The sequence below is a fragment of the Pseudomonas sp. BF-R-26 genome (genome assembly GCF_019947395.1).
GTDB classification, from domain to species: Bacteria; Pseudomonadota; Gammaproteobacteria; order Pseudomonadales; family Pseudomonadaceae; genus Aquipseudomonas; species Aquipseudomonas farris.
This window is the reverse complement of the sequence record NZ_JAGYGK010000007.1, coordinates 345016-362450: the sequence shown is the minus strand read 5'-3', so window position 1 is coordinate 362450 and position 17435 is coordinate 345016. Positions and strand designations below refer to the sequence as shown.

General features: G+C 56.5%; 12 protein-coding genes and 2 pseudogenes. 8 read left to right on the top strand and 6 right to left on the bottom strand.

The window, feature by feature from the left end; all coding sequences use genetic code 11:
- Positions 1-10: 10 nt before the first annotated feature.
- Positions 11-736 (bottom strand): FadR/GntR family transcriptional regulator, encoded by a 726-nt coding sequence (locus KGB18_RS12975; RefSeq protein WP_223570048.1) that lies wholly within the window; start codon positions 734-736, stop codon positions 11-13.
- 446 nt (positions 737-1182) lie between these two features.
- On the opposite strand from KGB18_RS12975, the gene KGB18_RS12970 reads away from it, so the two are divergent.
- The 6 genes and pseudogenes from KGB18_RS12970 (at position 1183) to KGB18_RS12945 (ending at position 9299) form a co-directional block, all read left to right on the top strand.
- Positions 1183-2331: a branched-chain amino acid ABC transporter substrate-binding protein gene (locus KGB18_RS12970; protein WP_223570047.1), complete on the top strand. Its 1149-nt coding sequence runs from the start codon at positions 1183-1185 to the stop codon at positions 2329-2331.
- Positions 2332-2476: 145 nt separating this feature from the next.
- On the top strand, positions 2477-3415 hold the full coding sequence (locus KGB18_RS12965; protein WP_317850976.1) for a branched-chain amino acid ABC transporter permease: 939 nt from the start codon (positions 2477-2479) through the stop codon (positions 3413-3415).
- An 11-nt stretch (positions 3416-3426) separates the two neighbouring features.
- The gene (locus KGB18_RS12960; RefSeq protein ID WP_223570045.1) at positions 3427-4671 is read left to right on the top strand and encodes an ABC transporter permease subunit; all 1245 of its coding nucleotides are present in this window, start codon (positions 3427-3429) and stop codon (positions 4669-4671) included.
- Positions 4668-5441 carry an ABC transporter ATP-binding protein gene (locus tag KGB18_RS12955; RefSeq protein WP_223570044.1) on the top strand — a complete coding sequence of 258 codons (774 nt, stop codon included), beginning with the start codon at positions 4668-4670 and terminating at the stop codon, positions 5439-5441. The genes KGB18_RS12960 and KGB18_RS12955 overlap by 4 nt, the downstream gene beginning before the upstream one ends.
- A gap of 2 nt (positions 5442-5443) precedes the next feature.
- Positions 5444-6160, top strand: a complete 717-nt coding sequence (locus tag KGB18_RS12950) for an ABC transporter ATP-binding protein (protein ID WP_223570043.1) — start codon at positions 5444-5446, stop codon at positions 6158-6160.
- A 107-nt stretch (positions 6161-6267) separates the two neighbouring features.
- Positions 6268-9299: pseudogene (locus KGB18_RS12945) on the top strand (FAD-binding and (Fe-S)-binding domain-containing protein).
- A gap of 823 nt (positions 9300-10122) precedes the next feature.
- On the opposite strand, the pseudogene KGB18_RS12940 reads toward KGB18_RS12945, so the two are convergent.
- The 5 genes and pseudogenes from KGB18_RS12940 to KGB18_RS12920 all read right to left on the bottom strand — a co-directional run.
- A pseudogene (locus KGB18_RS12940) lies at positions 10123-10191 on the bottom strand (methyl-accepting chemotaxis protein); the annotation flags it as partial.
- A gap of 216 nt (positions 10192-10407) precedes the next feature.
- Positions 10408-11364, bottom strand: coding sequence for a 2-hydroxyacid dehydrogenase (locus tag KGB18_RS12935; RefSeq protein ID WP_201062233.1), 957 nt, complete (start codon positions 11362-11364; stop codon positions 10408-10410).
- Between the two features lie 32 nt (positions 11365-11396).
- Positions 11397-12155: an SDR family oxidoreductase gene (locus tag KGB18_RS12930; protein WP_223570042.1), complete on the bottom strand. Its 759-nt coding sequence runs from the start codon at positions 12153-12155 to the stop codon at positions 11397-11399.
- Between the two features lie 41 nt (positions 12156-12196).
- Entirely contained in the window at positions 12197-12889 is a 693-nt protein-coding gene (locus tag KGB18_RS12925; RefSeq protein WP_201062231.1) for a fumarylacetoacetate hydrolase family protein, read from the bottom strand.
- 98 nt (positions 12890-12987) lie between these two features.
- On the bottom strand, positions 12988-14337 hold the full coding sequence (locus KGB18_RS12920; protein ID WP_123356819.1) for an MFS transporter: 1350 nt from the start codon (positions 14335-14337) through the stop codon (positions 12988-12990).
- Between the two features lie 585 nt (positions 14338-14922).
- On the opposite strand from KGB18_RS12920, the gene KGB18_RS12915 reads away from it, so the two are divergent.
- The gene (locus tag KGB18_RS12915; RefSeq protein WP_223570041.1) at positions 14923-15855 is read left to right on the top strand and encodes a helix-turn-helix transcriptional regulator; all 933 of its coding nucleotides are present in this window, start codon (positions 14923-14925) and stop codon (positions 15853-15855) included.
- Between the two features lie 227 nt (positions 15856-16082).
- The gene (locus tag KGB18_RS12910) at positions 16083-17360 is read left to right on the top strand and encodes a cystathionine gamma-synthase family protein (RefSeq protein ID WP_223570040.1); all 1278 of its coding nucleotides are present in this window, start codon (positions 16083-16085) and stop codon (positions 17358-17360) included.
- Positions 17361-17435 lie beyond the last annotated feature (75 nt).

Sequence of the window (17435 nt, the reverse complement as noted above, 5' to 3'; positions counted from 1 at the left end):
AGGGCGGAGATCACTCTCCGCTCTGTACCAGGCGCTGATAGCGCGACAGGCTTTCTTCAAGGTGCTTGCGCAGTGCGTTGCGGGCGCCGTTGATATCGCCCATGGTGATTGCCGAAAGAATCGCACCGTGTTCCCGGCCGATTTTCTTGATGTGTGCCTGACGGCTTTTGCCTGTGGATTGCCCGTGTTTGAGGTGCAGGTCGAAAATGATGTCCGGCCCCAGTGCCTCTAGAAGCTGGGTGAAGTGAGGGTTGTTGGTTGCCCGTGCAATGGCCAGGTGAAACTCGAAGTCGGCCTTGGCCTCTTCTTCAAGATCGGTTCCGTCCAGTGCGTTGAAGCGGTCGAAGGCCTGGGTTATGTCGGCCATGCTGGTCGGGCTGCGGCGTTCGGCGGCTCGTGCAACGGATTCGGTTTCGATGCCCAGGCGCAGCTCAAGCACTTGCGCCGCCGCACGAACGTCGTCGACAGCCGTGCTGAGTGCGTAACCGATGCGTTTTACGTCCTGTTCGACAACAAAGACCCCCACGCCTTGACGTGCGATCAGACGACCACCCAAGCGCAGCGAAGCGACTGCCTCACGGATGACCGGCCGGCTGACGTTGAATTCTTTGCACAACGCCTGTTCGGAAGGCAGCTTCTCGCCAGGACCGTATGTGCCTATATCAATACGATTAGACAATTCACGGATAACCGTCTCTGCAAGATTTTCCCTGCGTGTACCAGTTGTCGCGTCCATTTGTGTTGCTCCTGAACAAATTTGCTCATCACGGAAGATGAATGGTTGACCAGCTGAACGGACCTCGTCAAATAAATGCAAAGTCTCTGTTTATTTCATCAAAAGGCCGATGATCCGGGCGGATGACTGCTTCCCGTATGTTATCAAACAACTGACCTCACATGGTGCGAGCGTCCCATCTAACCGATGAAAACGCGTCGGATTTGTGCGTTTTTTTATCCTCCTGAAATTCTTCTTCCTCATTTTCGCTGACGCCTATCATATACCAATTGACAGTTGCCTGCTGACTGTTATCTTACAAGTGCGGTCGCCGGTGGCGGCTGTGCAATGCAGTGAGATTGTCCCGAATAAAGTCTGGCCGCCGTGACAGGGCTTCAGACGTGGAAAAGAAGACTTGCACGCCAACGTGCTCAATTCGTTTGTCCGATGATTTCTGGGAGGGGTATATGCGTAAACACAACCTGATCTTCACAGCACTCGCTGCGGCCATGGCTTCAGCGCTGAGTGTCGGGATCGCTACTGCTGCGGACACCGAGCAGGTCCGGATCGGATTTGCCGGGCCACTGACCGGGCCTTCCGGCCACCAGGGCCTGGATGTTGAACATGGCGTAAGCATTGCCATTGAAGAAGCCAACCAGCAAAAGCTGAAAATTGGCGACAAGGTGGCCGAATTCAAGCTGGTCTCCGAAGATGACGTGGCCGACCCACGCACCGGCACGGCGGTGGCCCAGCGACTGGTGGATGCCAAGGTGGCGGTGGTCATCGGCCACTACAACTCGGGCACCAGTATTCCTGCCTCGAAAATCTACGGCGACGCCGGCATTCCGCAAATCTCGCCTTCGGCCACCAACCCTGCGCTGACCAAGCAAGGCATCAAGTCCGTTTTCCGTGTCGTCAATGATGACGCGACCTTGGGGCGTTATGCCGGCAACTACCTGGTCAACAAACTCGGCGCCAAACGCATTGCGATTTTTGATGACCGCACTGCGTATGGCCAGGGCCTGGCGGATGAAGTGAACAAGGCGGTCAAGGCCGCTGGCGGCAATGTCGTGGTGCGTGAATACACCAACGACAAAGCCACCGATTTCAACGCCATTCTGACGACTGCGAAAGCGCAACAGGTGGACGCAGTGTTCTTTGCTGCCCTGGATTATCAAGCGGCGCCGATGGCCAAGCAGATGAAGAACCTGGGCATCAAAGCCAAGTTCATGAACATCGGCAACCTGCCTAATGACGAGTTCAAAAAAATGGCCGGCAGTGCTGCCGAAGGTGCTTACGCCTGGAACTACGGGACCCCGCTACAGGACATGCCGAAGGGCGCCGCCTTCGAACAAAAACTCAAGGACAAGTTTGGCATGGGCGTGGTGCAGTCCTCGCCAGCTGCTTACGACGCTACCTGGGCTGCAATCAATGCAATGGTCAAGGCGCAATCAGACGATCCTGCCGTTTACCTGCCCGTTCTGAAAAGCTCCAGCTATGAAGGTGTCACCGGCACCATCGCATTCGATGACGCCGGCAATCTCAAAAATGCGGCTGCGACGGTTTTCCAGTTTGAAGATGGCAAATGGAAAACCCTGGCGGTCGAGCGCGAGTAAGTTTTAGCAACACCTAGAACTATAAGCGGGCCGCCACGGCCCGCGACAATAACAAGAAGACTTTTTTCTGATCTGCCATGAGTTTCATCGCGTGCTCTCGCAAGTGATCGCCGGTGAATACAACGCAGCTTTGAGGATTCACCAAGTGGACGCCAATCTTAGTATCTTGTTGCAGCAGATCCTCAATGGTCTGGTGCTCGGTAGTATCTACGCCCTTGTGGCACTGGGCTACACCATGGTTTACGGCATCATCGGTCTGATCAACTTCGCCCATGGCGAGATCGTAATGGTCGGTGCAATGGTGACGATTTCGGTGCTGACCATGCTGGCAGGGTTTGGATTTGCACCTGGTGTATTGACGCTCATGTTCGCAATCATGATTGCAGCTGTCGTCTGCATGCTGATGGCACAAGGTATGGAGAAATTCGCCTACCGACCGTTGCGCAAAGCCCCTCGTTTGACGCCACTGATCCTGGCGATCGGTATCTCCATTTTTCTGCAAAATATGGCGATGATGATTTGGGGGCGCGGTTATAAAACCTTTCCCGAAGTCGTTGAAACCCGGCCTATCGAAGTGTTTGGCGCCACCATTACCAATATCCAGATGAGCATCATGATTATCTCGGTCGTCATCATGTTTGCCCTCTGGGTGCTGGTGGACAAGACCCGACTTGGCAAAGCCATGCGGGCAACGGCACAGAACCAGGAAGTAGCCGGCTTGATGGGTATCAACATCAATCGGGTTATCTCAGCCACCTTCGTCATCGGTGCATCACTGGGCGCTGTGGCCGGTGTCATGCGCGCAGTCAACTACGGTCAGGCTGACGCCTACATGGGATTGCTGCTTGGACTCAAAGCCTTTTCGGCGGCGGTACTCGGGGGGATCGGAAACCTCTTCGGAGCCATGGCGGGAGGGATCTTGCTGGGCCTGATCGAGTCTCTCGCTGCGGGTTACACCGGTCAATTGACGGGAGGATTCCTGGGTGCGAATTACCAGGACATCTTTGCGTTCATGGTGCTCATCCTGGTCTTGCTGTTCCGACCTAACGGTCTGATGGGCGAACGCCAGGCCGACCGCGCTTAGGAGGCTACGCCATGAAGAATAATTACGCTCAATACGCATTGCTCGTGCTGGCATTCGTCGCTCTGCCATTTGTGGTCGATGCGATACCGTTTCTCGGGCCGACCTGGGTACGCATCCTGGGTTTTGCCATGCTCTATGTGCTGTTGGCCCTGGGGCTGAACATCGTGATCGGCTACGCCGGTCTGCTGGACATGGGCTACATCGGTTTTTATGCCATTGGCGCCTATCTGTATGCGTTGCTCTCGTCTCCACATCTGAATATGACGGGGTTGGCCGAGGGGGTATTGAACTGGCCCCTGTGGATCATCATCCCGTTAGCCGCTGTCATTGCAGCAATATGCGGTGTTCTGATTGGCGCACCGGTGCTCAAGTTGCGCGGTGACTATCTCGCGATCGTCACGCTGGGCTTTGGCGAAATCATCCGGATCTTCATGAACAACCTCGACCAGCCGGTGAACATCACCAACGGTCCGCAGGGGATTTCCGGGATAGCCCCATTGCACATCGATGCCGGCGCCTGGAGCTACGCGAGCGGGCATGCACCGGATGCCATCCTGTCCTTGCAGACAAAATGGAGCCTGTTCGGTTTACAGGTTTCACCCGTCATCAGCTATTACCTGTTCTTTTTGGCAGTCGTCATCCTCTCGATTATTTTATCCAAGCGTCTGGAAGTGTCCCGCATCGGTCGTGCCTGGATGGCGTTGCGTGAAGACGAAGTCGCCGCTGAGGCAATGGGCCTGAACAAGCGCAACCTCAAGCTCCTGGCCTTTGCGATGGGGGCGACGTTCGGTGGCGTGTCCGGTGCATTGTTTTCCGCTTATCAGGGCTTTGTGAGCCCGGAATCATTCACGCTCATGGAATCGATCATGGTGCTGGCAATGGTGGTGCTGGGAGGCATGGGCTCGATCCGCGGTGTGGTGTTGGGCGCGTTGATTTTGTCGATCATGCCCGAGGTGTTCCGCGATCTGGTGAACTGGGTGCAGCCATTCGTGATGGACAACGTGACCTTCATCAGTCGCGAAGTGCTGCGCAATATTCTCGATGCTTCAACGCTGCGGATGCTGGTCTTCGGTCTTGCATTGATCCTCGTCATGCGTTTCCGGCCAGAGGGGCTTTGGCCATCGAACCGCCGCCGTGCCGAGTTGCATGAAGATGAAAGCGAGCCATTGGTTCCGGCACCTGCGCTGGATAGCAGCATAGAGCATCTTGAGTCAGCGACAGCCGAGTTCAGACTGAAAGAGGTGAATAAGGTATGAGCGACGTACTGCTGGAGCTGCATAAAGTCAGCAAGTTTTTTGGCGGGCTACAGGCCTTGCATGGCATCGACCTGAGTATCAACCGCGGCGAAATACGTGGCCTGCTTGGTCCGAACGGCGCAGGCAAGACGACGTTGTTCAACGTATTGACCGGCTTGTACCGCGCCGAGGAAGGCAAGGTGAATTTCAATGGCAAGCCGCTGCGTATCAACAAGCCCCATAAAGTGGTTGAGGCCGGTATCTCCCGAACCTTTCAGAACATTCGCCTGTTTCACAACATGACGGCGCTGGAGAACGTCATGATCGGTCGTCATGTTCGGACGAAAAGTGGCGTGTTCGGCGCCATCTTGCGTACCCGTCGTTGTGTCCAGGAGGAGCGTGAGATTCATGAGGCGGCGCATTACTGGCTCGATTACGTCGGCATTGGTCGGTTCGCAGGTGAGTTGGCAAAAAACCTCTCGTACGGTGATCAACGTCGGCTGGAGATAGCACGGGCTCTGGCAACTGAGCCGTTGCTGGTCGCCCTGGATGAGCCAGCGGCCGGTATGAATGCCTCGGAAACCGAAGGCCTGCGTCAGTTGATGTGCAAGATGAAGGGCGATGGAAAGACGGTTCTGCTGATCGAGCATGATGTGAAGCTGGTCATGGGGCTATGCGATCACGTTACGGTTCTGGAGTTCGGCAAAAAGATTGCTGACGGCTTGCCTGCGCAGGTACAGAAAGACCCTCGGGTGATCGAGGCTTATTTGGGCACTGAGACGGTGGCTTGAACATGAAAAATATCCTTCAGGTAAACGATCTCAAGGTTTCCTATGGCGCCATTCAGGCCATCAGGGGGCTGGACTTTCATGTGGGCGAGGGTGAGATGGTCGCCTTGATCGGGGCCAACGGTGCCGGTAAAACCACGACGCTCAAGACGCTTGCCGGACTGCTGACGCCGACCGCAGGACAAATTACCTTTGATGGCAAAGTCCATTCAAAGATCAAGAGTTATGACCTGATACGTGAAGGTTTGGCACTGGTGCCTGAAGGGCGGGGCATTTTCCCCAAATTGACGGTCATTGAGAATCTGGAAATGGGCGCCTTTTCGCGCACTGACGGCAAGACAGCCATCGAAGCCGACATCGAGCGCATGTTCAGCATCTTTCCCCGGCTCAAGGAGCGGGCGTTCCAGCTTGCCGGCACCATGTCAGGCGGCGAGCAGCAGATGCTGGCTATTTCCCGGGCCCTGATGGGCAAACCCAAGTTGCTCCTGCTCGACGAGCCATCCATGGGGCTTGCACCGATCATTGTGCAAAAAATCTTCGAGACCATTCGTGAAGTGGTGAAGGGCGGGGTCACGTTGTTGCTGGTGGAGCAGAACGCGAAACTCGCTCTCCAGACCTGTCAGCGCGCCTATGTGATTGACGGTGGTCGTATTGCGTTGGAAGGGCAGGCGGACGAATTGCTGCACAACGAACAAGTGCAGAAAGCCTACCTCGGCGAATAATCGGAATACTTTTCTTAAAGCCATCGGACGTCATCCACCCCAGTGCAATTTGCTTCTTGTACTGGTGTGGTTGGCGTTGTCGCCCCCGTCTTCGTGAGACTTCTTCAATGATTGCCCAGCTCCCACCGAGCCTGACAACACCTGACTACAGTGATTTTCTTGCGACCTTGAAAACGAAGGGGTTCAAGGGTGAAGCGGGAACCGATTACGCCAGTCGCACAGTCTTGGCGACGGATAATTCGATTTATCAGCGCTTGCCGCAAGCCGTCATTTTTCCTTTGGATCAAGACGACGTGGCGTGTGTGGCACGGCTTTTGGCTGCACCTGCTTTTCGCGGAATAAAACTCACGGCGAGAGGCGGAGGCACGGGCACTAATGGGCAGTCCCTGACCGATGGGATCGTGGTTGATCTTTCGCGGCACATGAACAAGATTCTGGAAATCGACCCAGTGAGCAGGCGGGTACGGGTTCAGGCCGGCGTTGTCAAAGACCAGCTCAATGCTGCGCTCAAGCCTCATGGACTGTTCTTCGCTCCAGAGCTGTCCACTTCCAATCGGGCAACTATCGGCGGAATGGTCAACACCGATGCAAGTGGACAAGGCAGCTGCACCTATGGCAAGACCCGGGATCATGTGCTTGAACTGCACAGTATTCTGCTTGGCGGTGAACATCTTCACTCTCGGCCTTTGGATGAGGATGAACTGGAAGGTGAATGTGCCCGGGATGACCGGATTGGAGAGATTCACCGAGTCGTGCGAGATATTCACGCCGACAAGGCCGATCTGATTGAGGCCCGGTTTCCTAAACTCAATCGCTGTCTCACCGGATACGACCTTGCACATATCCGTGGCGAAGACGGGCGTTTCAACCTCAACAATGTGATGTGTGGTGCCGAAGGCTCATTGGGCTTTGTGGTCGAGGCGTTGTTGAACGTTTTACCCATTCCCGAATACTCGGTGTTGGTGAATGTGCGCTATGCAAGTTTCATGGATGCATTGCGTGATGCTCGCTCGCTGATCGAGCATAAACCGTTGTCGATTGAGACAGTCGATTCGAAAGTGCTGATGCTGGCAATGAAAGACATTGTCTGGCACAGCGTCGCTGAATATTTCCCAGGAGATCCTGATCGTCCGACATTAGGCATTAACCTGGTCGAATTCAGTGGAGACGACATATCGGAAGTCGAAGGCCGGGTGGCAGTGTTCATTGAGCATTTGCATACGGATCAAACCGTAGAGCGTCTCGGTCACACCTTGGCGCAGGGTGAAGAGGCCGTAAAGCAAGTCTATGCGATGCGCAAACGCTCGGTCGGCTTGCTGGGCAACGTACAGGGCGAGATTCGGCCTCAGCCTTTTGTTGAGGACACGGCAGTCCCGCCTGAAAACCTTGCGGATTACATCGCCGAGTTTCGTGCATTGCTGGACAGTTTTGGTTTGCAATATGGAATGTTCGGGCATGTCGATGCCGGTGTATTGCATGTGCGCCCCGCACTGAATATGAAGGATCCTAAGCAGGCCGCATTGGTTCGGCCTATTTCCGATGGCGTGGCAGCGCTGACGCAACGCTATGGTGGCTTACTTTGGGGAGAGCATGGAAAAGGCATTCGCTCTGAGTATGCCCCGGCATTTTTCGGTGAGCTGTATCCATCCTTGCAAGCGGTAAAGTCTGCCTTCGATCCCTACAACCAATTCAACCCCGGAAAAATTGCCACGCCGCTGGACAGCACCGAGTCATTGATCAAAATCGATGAGGCTGTCATGCGTGGCGATTTTGACCGCCAGATCGATGAGCGTGTCTGGAACAGCTACGAATCTGCGGTGCATTGCAACGGTAACGGCGCTTGCTACAACTACGACCCGAACGATGCAATGTGCCCTTCATGGAAAGCCACGTGGCAGCGGCAGCACTCGCCGAAGGGGCGAGCGTCGTTGATACGTGAATGGTTGCGTCTGCAAGGGAATGCAGGTGTTGACGTCCTTTCAACATCAGTGCGACACCCACGCTTTCTCAGAGGTCTACCGCAGCGCTGGCGCAACAGTCGGGCACAACGTCAAGGTAGCGCAGACTTCTCCCACGAAGTGTATGAAGCCATGGCCGGTTGCCTCGCCTGCAAATCATGCGCGGGCCAGTGCCCGATCAAGGTCAATGTTCCTGAATTTCGCTCACGGTTTCTGGAGCTTTACCATGGCCGTTATCTTCGGCCTTTACGTGACTATCTGATTGGTTCGCTGGAGTTCAGCATTCCTTACTTCGCCAAGGTTCCCGGTCTGTACAACAAGCTGATGGCGGCGCCGCTTGTGAAGCGCTGGTTGATTGAAAAAGCGGGAATGGTCGACAGCCCGTTGCTCAGTCGTTTCGACTTACAGGTTGTTCTGAATCGCTGGAATGTCGAACCGGCAACCCCGAACGATTGGCAATGCTGAGTCCTGCTCAGGCCTGTAAAAGCGTGATAGTCGTGCAAGACGCTTTCACCCGGTATTTTGAGACCCCCTTGCTGGCATCGTTTATCGAACTGGCATCACGCATCGGGTTTAAAGTCTTTGTCGCACCGTACAGCCCCAACGGTAAGCCGCTTCATGTGCAGGGATTTCTTGCGGCATTCAACAAAGCAGCTGTGCGAAATGCCGGTCAGCTTCAGGCCTTGAGTGACTCGGGTGTACGTCTGGTCGGCCTGGATCCCGCGATGACACTGGTATACCGCCAGGAGTATTCAAGGGTGCCGGGGTTGACGAAGGTTCCCACGGTCGAGTTGCCTCAGGAGTGGCTGCTGGGTTGCGTGACCGAAGGTCCTGCTAGCAAGGTGTCTGGAACATTTCGATTACTGGCTCACTGTACTGAGAAGACCAATGTGCCTGCGAGCAGCAAGCAATGGGTTGAAGTTTTCCGGCGTATGAATCTAGAGCTGATTGTTGAAGCAACGGGATGCTGTGGGATGTCCGGCACCTATGGTCACGAATCACGCAATCAGGAGACCTCACGGGTTATTTTCGGCCAGTCATGGAAGCGTAAGCTTGCTGAGGACATGCCAGGCGAGGCACTTTGTACCGGCTACTCGTGTCGCAGCCAAGTTAAACGCCTTTCTAACAAAGCCTTGAGGCACCCGCTGGAGGTTCTGCTGGAGCTCTATCGGAACGTTTAGACTTGAGTTGGCAGGTGAGTGGGGAGGTCGGGTCGTTTTTTCGGGAGGGCGCGGCTCCTGTTGATCCTGAACAATTGGGCCACCAACTTGATGATCGGTTGTCCGATTGGCTATGGGTAGAAGCCAATAGCGTGGCTTGGAGTTGTTCGTTTTGTGCTCTTGATACCCTCTGAAAACAAGTCCAGAATCAAGTCCATTCCTGCTTCGGCAAGAAAAGAAACCCCTTATATTTCAATGGGTCGGACGCTAGATGCGAGTCTCGTTTCCCGCTCCAAGCATTAAAAAATGGATCTCTGAAAAGAGGTCCATTTTTTTTCGTCCAAAGAAAAGTCCTTCTTTGATTTTTGCTGCGCCTCCCCCCGAAAACACTCAGATCCAGCCCCACTAATGCCGAACAGCGCGTGCAGCCTCTGGACTGCATGTGCACAGAGTCTAAAAAAGGGTGTTGCAGGCGGGACGTCTTGGCTCTCAACCAATAAGGTCAGTTCCAACAGCGCAGCCTCTAGGGCTAGTTGGTTGTGATGCAGGCGTTCAAGAACATCGGAGGGAGTATTCGGGGGAGGGCATAGCTTCGACTCCACTCGAGAGAGTGGGGAGCTTAGCAGCGGGAATGTCTGACAACAAAAAGCCCGCGGATGGCGGGCTCTCTGTATGGGGTCAAATCCTTTTGTCCGTTCAATCTGCGCTTCGTTCTGTGAGCACTTCGTGAAAAGCATGTCGCTGGAACGAAAAAAACCTGCACGTAGCCGGGCTCACTGTCGATGGGGCCAAATCCTTTTGGCTGACCGCATTGTGCTTGGTGGGTGTGACGAAGGCATGACAGGGCTTCGATGGCGGCATTCAGTGCCAGCAGATTTGTCTGATCGGCGATTCCTTTGATCACGTCAACGACAGGCAAACTGCGCTACGTTTTATGGATGACCGCCAAACCATGGAGGTCGGAATGAGCCAACTCCCGACCTCCATGCGTCGCGCCTTTTTCCGCCCGAAGATCACTCCGCCCTTTGCTACAGGCCTCGCACTGTGGGTCGCCTTCCAGTTGGGCGTCGATCTGTTTGCCTGACACCGGGCCGCCAAGGGGACGCAACGTCTCCTCGGCGGCCAACGTTCAGTCAGTCACAGACCCCTGCGGTATTCTCCCGGCGAAACTGTCCACCAGGCTCGCCACCACCATCTCTCCCATTCGCGTGCGGGTCTGCAGCGTCGCACTCGCGCGATGGGGCTGCAGCACCACGTTCTCGTTGCCGAACAGTGTCTCGGGGACGTTCGGTTCATCGACAAACACATCCAGCGCCGCACCCGCGATCTCACCAGCGGCAAGCGCCGCCACCAGATCGACCTCGTTGACCAGCTTGCCCCGCGCCACGTTGATCAGATACCCGTCCTTGCCCAGCGCCTGCAGCACCTCGGCATTGATGATGGCTTCAGCCTTGTCGGCGGCGGCCGCGAGAATCAGTGCATCACTGTCGCGGGCCAGTTGGTTCAAGTCGGCGATGAAGGTGTGGTTCACGTCGCTCATTGGTTGCAGATCGGTGTAGCTGATCGGGCAGCCGAACGCTGCGGCTCGAGTTGCCACTGCACGGCCGACCCGGCCCATGCCGACGATCCCGATGCGCATGCCCGACACCTGACGCGCCAACGGCAACGGTGCCAACGGTGTCGGACTATGGGGCCATTGGCCCGAACGCACGTAACGATCACTGGTGCACAGACCCCGGCACACGGCAATCAATAATCCGATGGCCAGGTCGGCGACATCCTCTGTCAGCGCGCCGATAGTCGCGGTCACGCGGATCCCGCGATCCCGGGCGTAAGCCAGGTCCACCGCATCGGTACCGACGCCATTGACTGCCACCACTTCCAGTTTGGGTAATTGCGCCATCAGCGCCTGGCTGATGCCGGTATGCCCGCCGGTGATCACCCCGCGAATGTTCGCGCCGTGTGCCTGCAAATAAGCCTGCTTGTCGGCCTGCTGGAAGTAACGTCTGATGGTGAACAGCTCATCGAGCCGCGCGTTGATTTCAGGGATCAGGATCGGGCTGAGCTGCAAGACTTCTGGCTTCATGTAAACCTCGCGTAACGGAATAAAAGGCCGGTTTAACCGCGACCGGCAAACGGCATGGCACTGGCCATGACGGTCATGTTCAGGACGTTCGCCTCCAGCGGCAGGCCGGCGATGTAGCGCACGGCATCGGCCACATGCTTGACGTCCACCATCGGCTCCACGGCGATGGTGCCGTTGGCCTGGCGAACGCCTTTGGTCATGCGCACCGACATGTCGGTCAAGGCGTTGCCGATGTCGATCTGGCTGCAGACGATGTTGAATTCGCGCCCGTCCAGGGCCAGGGATTTGGTCAGTCCCAGTACCGCGTGTTTACTGGCGGTGTAGGCGCTGCTGAACGGTCGTGGGGTATGGGCCGAGATCGAGCCGTTATTGATGATGCGTCCGCCCTGTGGCTGTTGCCGGCGCATCAGTCCGAAAGCTCCACGGGCGCAGAGGAAAACGCCGTTGAGGTTGGTGTCGATCACGTTTCGCCACTGCTCGAACGTCAGCTCATCGAGTGGCACGGCAGGGGCGTTGACCCCGGCGTTGTTGAACACCACGTCGAGGCGTCCGTATACCTCCGTGATGGTGGCAAACAGCGCATCGACACTGGCCGGGTCGCGCACATCAGTGGGCACCGCCAAGGCTTCGTGTCCCTCGCTGACCGCCCATTCGACCAAGGCCTGCAACGGCTCCGGCCGGCGTCCGGCCAACACCAGGGTGAATCCGTCGGCCATCAGGCCCAGGGCCACAGCGCGGCCGATTCCGCTACCGGCGCCGGTGACCAGGGCCACTTTCAGAGGACTGTTCATGTTGTTATCTCTTTTTTCAATTCACGAGGGCGTGTGCCGGTTCAAGGTCGCTGACCGACGCGCATTTCCAGTTGGCCGATGCCGTCGATCCCGGCGTTGATGATGTCGCCCGGTTGCAGCACATCGACGCCTGCCGGGCTGCCGGTCATGATCAGGTCACCGGCCCGGAGCGCTACCGACTGCGAGATGCGGCTGATGATTTCACTGACCGACCAGATCTGGCTGTCGAGGCTGTCGCGCTGGCGCTCTTCGCCGTTGACGTTCAGCCACAAATCGCCGTCCGGGTGTCCCGCTCGAGTCACCGGTACGATGGCGGTCATCGGCGCGGCACCGTCGAACACCTTGGCACCTTCCCACGGCAAACCATTGCTTTTGGCCGCACGCTGGACATCCCGACGGGTCAGATCAAGACCGACGGCATAGCCCCAGACATAGGCCAGCGCCTGACTCTCCGGAATATTGGCGCCACCTTCACCGATGGCCACGACCAATTCGATTTCGTGGACAAACTCTTCGGTCAACGGCGGGAAAGTCACTTCCCCCGTCGCATCCACCACGTTGCTCGCCGGTTTCATAAAGAACACTGGCGGCTGGCGGGACTGGCCTTGGGTATCTGGCCAGGGGTAGTTACGGCCGACGCAAAATACCCGGCCAACGGGAAAGCGCTGCTGGCTGCCGGCAACCGGCAAGGTCACGGGCAGATCCGGGGTAAACACGTACTCGGTCATCGTCATTTTTGTAGTCGTCCTGTTAGAAGCGTCAGCGTACGGCGGCAATCTTTTGCGAAGTTGGACGAATGCCGCCTCGTGTTGGAGAAAAACGGTGTCTTGGCTCAGCGCGCCTTGAGTTCGATGCGATACAAGCGACCGAGCAGCAACGAATAGGACAAGGTACCGACTAGCGCCACGCCGCCGATGAACCAGAAGGCGTAGGCAAACGAACCTGTCGCGTGGACGATGCCGCCAATCACAATCGGGGTGACGATCCCGCCGATGTTGGCGGCCAGGCTGGTGACCCCGCCGGTCAGGCCGATCAGTTCCTTGGGCGCGACTTCCGATACGGCCGCCCACGACGACGAAGCGATTCCCTGGGCGAAAAAAGCGATGGTCAACACGGCAATGCAAATCACGTTCGAGTCGGTGAAATTCACCAGCACGATCGACATACCCAGCATCGATCCGACCACCAATGGCAACTTGCGAGCGAAGGACATTGAGTAACCACGGCGTATCAGCAGGTCGGAGACGATGCCGGCCAGCAGAATGCCGACCGTTGCACCCACGAACGGCAGCACGGCGAAGATCCCGGCCTTGATCATGGTCAGCTTGCGTTCTTCGATCAGGTACGTCGGGAACCAGGTCAGGAAGAAGTACAACGCCGAGGTGCTGGCGAACTTGCCGATGCAAATCGCCCAGATCTGCCGATAGCTGAACAGCTCGGCGATCTGCCGCCAGTTGAACCGGGTGCGCTCCTGACTGCTCTTGACCAGTCCACCCCCGGCTTCGATGTACTTCAGTTCTTCCTGGCTGACGTTCTTGCAGCTCAGCGGATCGCGGTACACGTAGAGCCAGATCACACCGAACACAATGCCGAGTATCCCGGTGCTGTAGAACACATGGCGCCAGTCATAGGTCGTGGCCAGCCATAACAACACGCCGGTAAACAGTGCCGTGCCCAGATATTGGCCGCACACGTAAATGCTGCTGGCCAGGCCCCGTTCGCGGGCCGGGAACCACACCGTGACCGCTCGGCTGTTGGCCGGAAACGCTGGAGCCTCCATGGCGCCGACGGCCAGACGCAGACCGAACAGCGAAGCGAACCCAGTGGCAAAGCCCTGGCACACGGTGACTGTCGACCAACTGATCAGCGACACCCCGTAAGTGAACCGGGAACCGAAGCGATCGGCGATGAATCCGGCGGGGACCAAGGCGAGTGCGTAGGTCCAGGCAAACGCGGAAAAAATCAGGCCCATTTCGATCTTGTCCAGGCCCAGATCCTTGGCCATGAACGGTGCGGCAATCGAGATGTTTACGCGGTCGATGTAGTTGATGATGGTCGCAATCAGCAACAACGACAGCATGAACCAGCGCCGACGCGTCGGCAGTCGCTGAGGCAGCAGAGCGTCCTGGATGCCGGCACTCACCGACGGCGCGGTGGACGGGGAGGTTTGCGAGTTCGACATGAGTAGACCTCTTTATTGTTAGAAGAATCGAGATGTTGGCGCGCAGCCGAAGCCGATGCCCCCAGTCCCGGGGCAGAGCAATCGCTACTTGAATGAGAGGCGCGGACAGCCGCTGTCAGGCGCTCAGATACGCCTTCGGACTGGCTGGATCGGGGGAGGGTTGGCGAGGGAAAAAAACAGGTTCATCACGAGCGCACCTTTTGATTGTTTTTGGAAGGGTCGGGCTGCATTGATTGTCACAGTGGTCGTACAACTGCTCAAAATCAACGGAGGCGTTAGATCGTTTTTTCTCCTGAAAAAGGCGAATAATGCAGGTGTCCAAGAAAAATAAAATCAGCTCATTTCCTTGGTTCTGCCTCATATTGTTCATAAGTTATTGTTTTTAATCGCTTAATTATTTTTGTGTGCGCGTTGTTTTTTGGACAGACGACACAACACACATGGATAAAATTAGTTCTCTGTATTTCATTGTCATCCTATGACATGTTGAAGCCAGCGGTGTCTGCCTTCACAATCACCGCGGTCGCCGCCTGCATCGCGGCGCGACGACAACCTGCCCATGTACCTGTCGAGGATCCTCAGGCGATGTCGTCACCGAGTCGAGTACCCACTTACGTCATGCAGCAACGCAGCGAATTGACGGACTTTTACATCCGCGACAAAAAGGGCAGGCGCGCCGAAACCAGCCCGCATCGCCATGAGTATTTCCAGATCCAGGTCAACCTCGGTGGTGATACCGTGCAGCACATTGGCAATGTCGAACGCCCGTTTCCGCGCAATACGCTGGCCTTCATCCTGCCGCATCGCGTGCACGTGATTCCGCATCCGGAAGACAGCAATTTCATGGTGATCAATTTTTCCCAGACCTTCCTGCTGCCACATTTGCAGTGCGACCCGATGGATCTGGAGGAGGTCTCGATTCTGCTGGCGCCGGAGTTGTCGCCGTTTCGCTTTCAGGAGCATCTGGATTTCATTCTGGCCGATGAAGATTTCAGCAAAGTCTGTGCCCTGATCGAACAGATGCGAGTCCTGGATGAGAACCGTCAATTTGGCACTCGCGAGATGCTCAAGGGGTTGTTGCTGCAACTGGTGGGGAGCGTGTGTGCCTTGTATGCCGAGCCGCTCAAACGATTGGCCGAAGAGAATGCCGCCGAAGTAAGCCGGCGCGACGCGCTGAGCAGGATGTCCGAATACTTGCGCAAGAATATTGCCGACCCCGATCTCAACCTGATCAAGGTGGCTGCTGCGACCTACCTGTCACCGACGTATCTGACGCACTGGTTGCGCAAGGAAATCGGCAAGACTTTCACTGAGCTGGTGCTCGAACGCAGGATGCACGCGGCACGCAATTATTTGCTCAATGGGACACGACCGGTGGGGGAGGTGGCGAGGTTGTGCGGTTTCGCTGACGAGGCTTATTTCTCCCGACGCTTTCGCCAGATACATGGCCAGCCACCCGGGCAATTCAGGCGTCAGCAACTTAATCCCGATACTCCGCAATCACCGTCCAACACGTGATCGACAGTTGTGGGTGATGTGGCGCATGCCGCGGGTCGCGGTCGACAAAGACCGAAAAAACAGGCCCTGAAAAAATTCTTCGCCATCGCTTAATACGTTCAGCCATTAAAAAAAGCAGCCCTTTGGCACCGATAACATCGTTTCTCGGGCTTACCGCTTTTCAATATATTGGTCGCCAGATCTGGTGAATGACTAAACACTCACCACCCTCAGTGCGAGTAGTCTTAATGAACAACAAACCTGACAAAGCAGGGCTGGATAACGCCGGAGCGGGGACCCGAGCGGTCTGGGGTGGGGAGCAAGTCAGGCACCCCTACAACGCCACTCAAACACCGATCGTGGTCAGCGCCGCTTACGGTTATGACGACATCGACGTCTGGTACGACGTTGCGTTGGGCAAGACGCCGGGCTTTATCTACAGCCGCATGAGCAACCCGACGGTCGAGACCCTCGAAGCAAAAATTCGCGAGTTGGAAATCGCCGAGTCCGCCGTGGCCTTCAGCAGCGGAATGGCGGCGATCAGCAGTGTACTTTTCACCTTCCTGGCCAATGGCGATCGTGTGGTGTCGACCAAGGACAGCTACGGTGGCACCAACAAGATTTTCGAAGAATTCCTGCCGCGCACGGGCGTTGAGGTGACCTTGTGCGAGACGTTCGATCACGAGGAGATCGAGCGTGAAATTGCCAAAGGCTGCCAGTTGGTGTACCTGGAAACGCCGACTAACCCGACCCTGAAAATACTCGATATCCAGCGTTTGGTGGCTGCGGCCAAGCGCGTCGGTGCCGTGGTGGTGGCGGACAACACCTTTGCCACGCCGCTGAATCAGAACCCCTTGGCGTTAGGGGTGGACGTGGTCATCCACAGCGCGACCAAGTTCCTCAGCGGTCATGGCGACGTGCTTGGCGGCCTGGTGTGCGGCAGCGAATCCTTGATGGCCAAGGTTCGTCATTATCGGGAAATCAACGGTGCGACACTCGACCCGTTCTCGGCCTACATGATCATCCGGGGTATGAAAACGCTGGTGCTGCGCATGCGTCAACAGCAACGCAGTGCCTGTGCTCTGGCGGAGTTCCTCTGCACCGAACCGTTGGTGGAGTCGGTCAATTATCCCGGCTTGCCCGGTCATCCGAACCACGCTGTGGCGTGCACGCAAATGTCCGGCTTCGGCGCCATCGTCAGTTTTGTTCTGGCCGGTGGGATGGACACGGTCAAGGTGCTCTTGCCACGTCTGCGATTCGCCCACTGCGCGGGCAATCTCGGTGCAGTGGAAACCATTTACGGCCCGGCCCGGACCACCAGCCATGTCGAGAACACGCTGGAGGAACGACTGGCTCTGGGTATCTCCGAAGGACTGGTGCGGGTCTCGGTCGGCATTGAAGACACTGACGATCTGCTCGACGATTTGAAGCAGGCGTTCGCTTTTGTCAGGTGTTCGCGCGATGAGCTGGCACAGGCAAACACACAGCACTCAAACAACAAAACGTGCATCGAGGCAGCAAGCTGAAGTTTTAACGTTGGTACCTCACGACAAGGCCGTTAGTGAGGCGTTCATGAAGTGGAAATAATAATAAAACTAGTG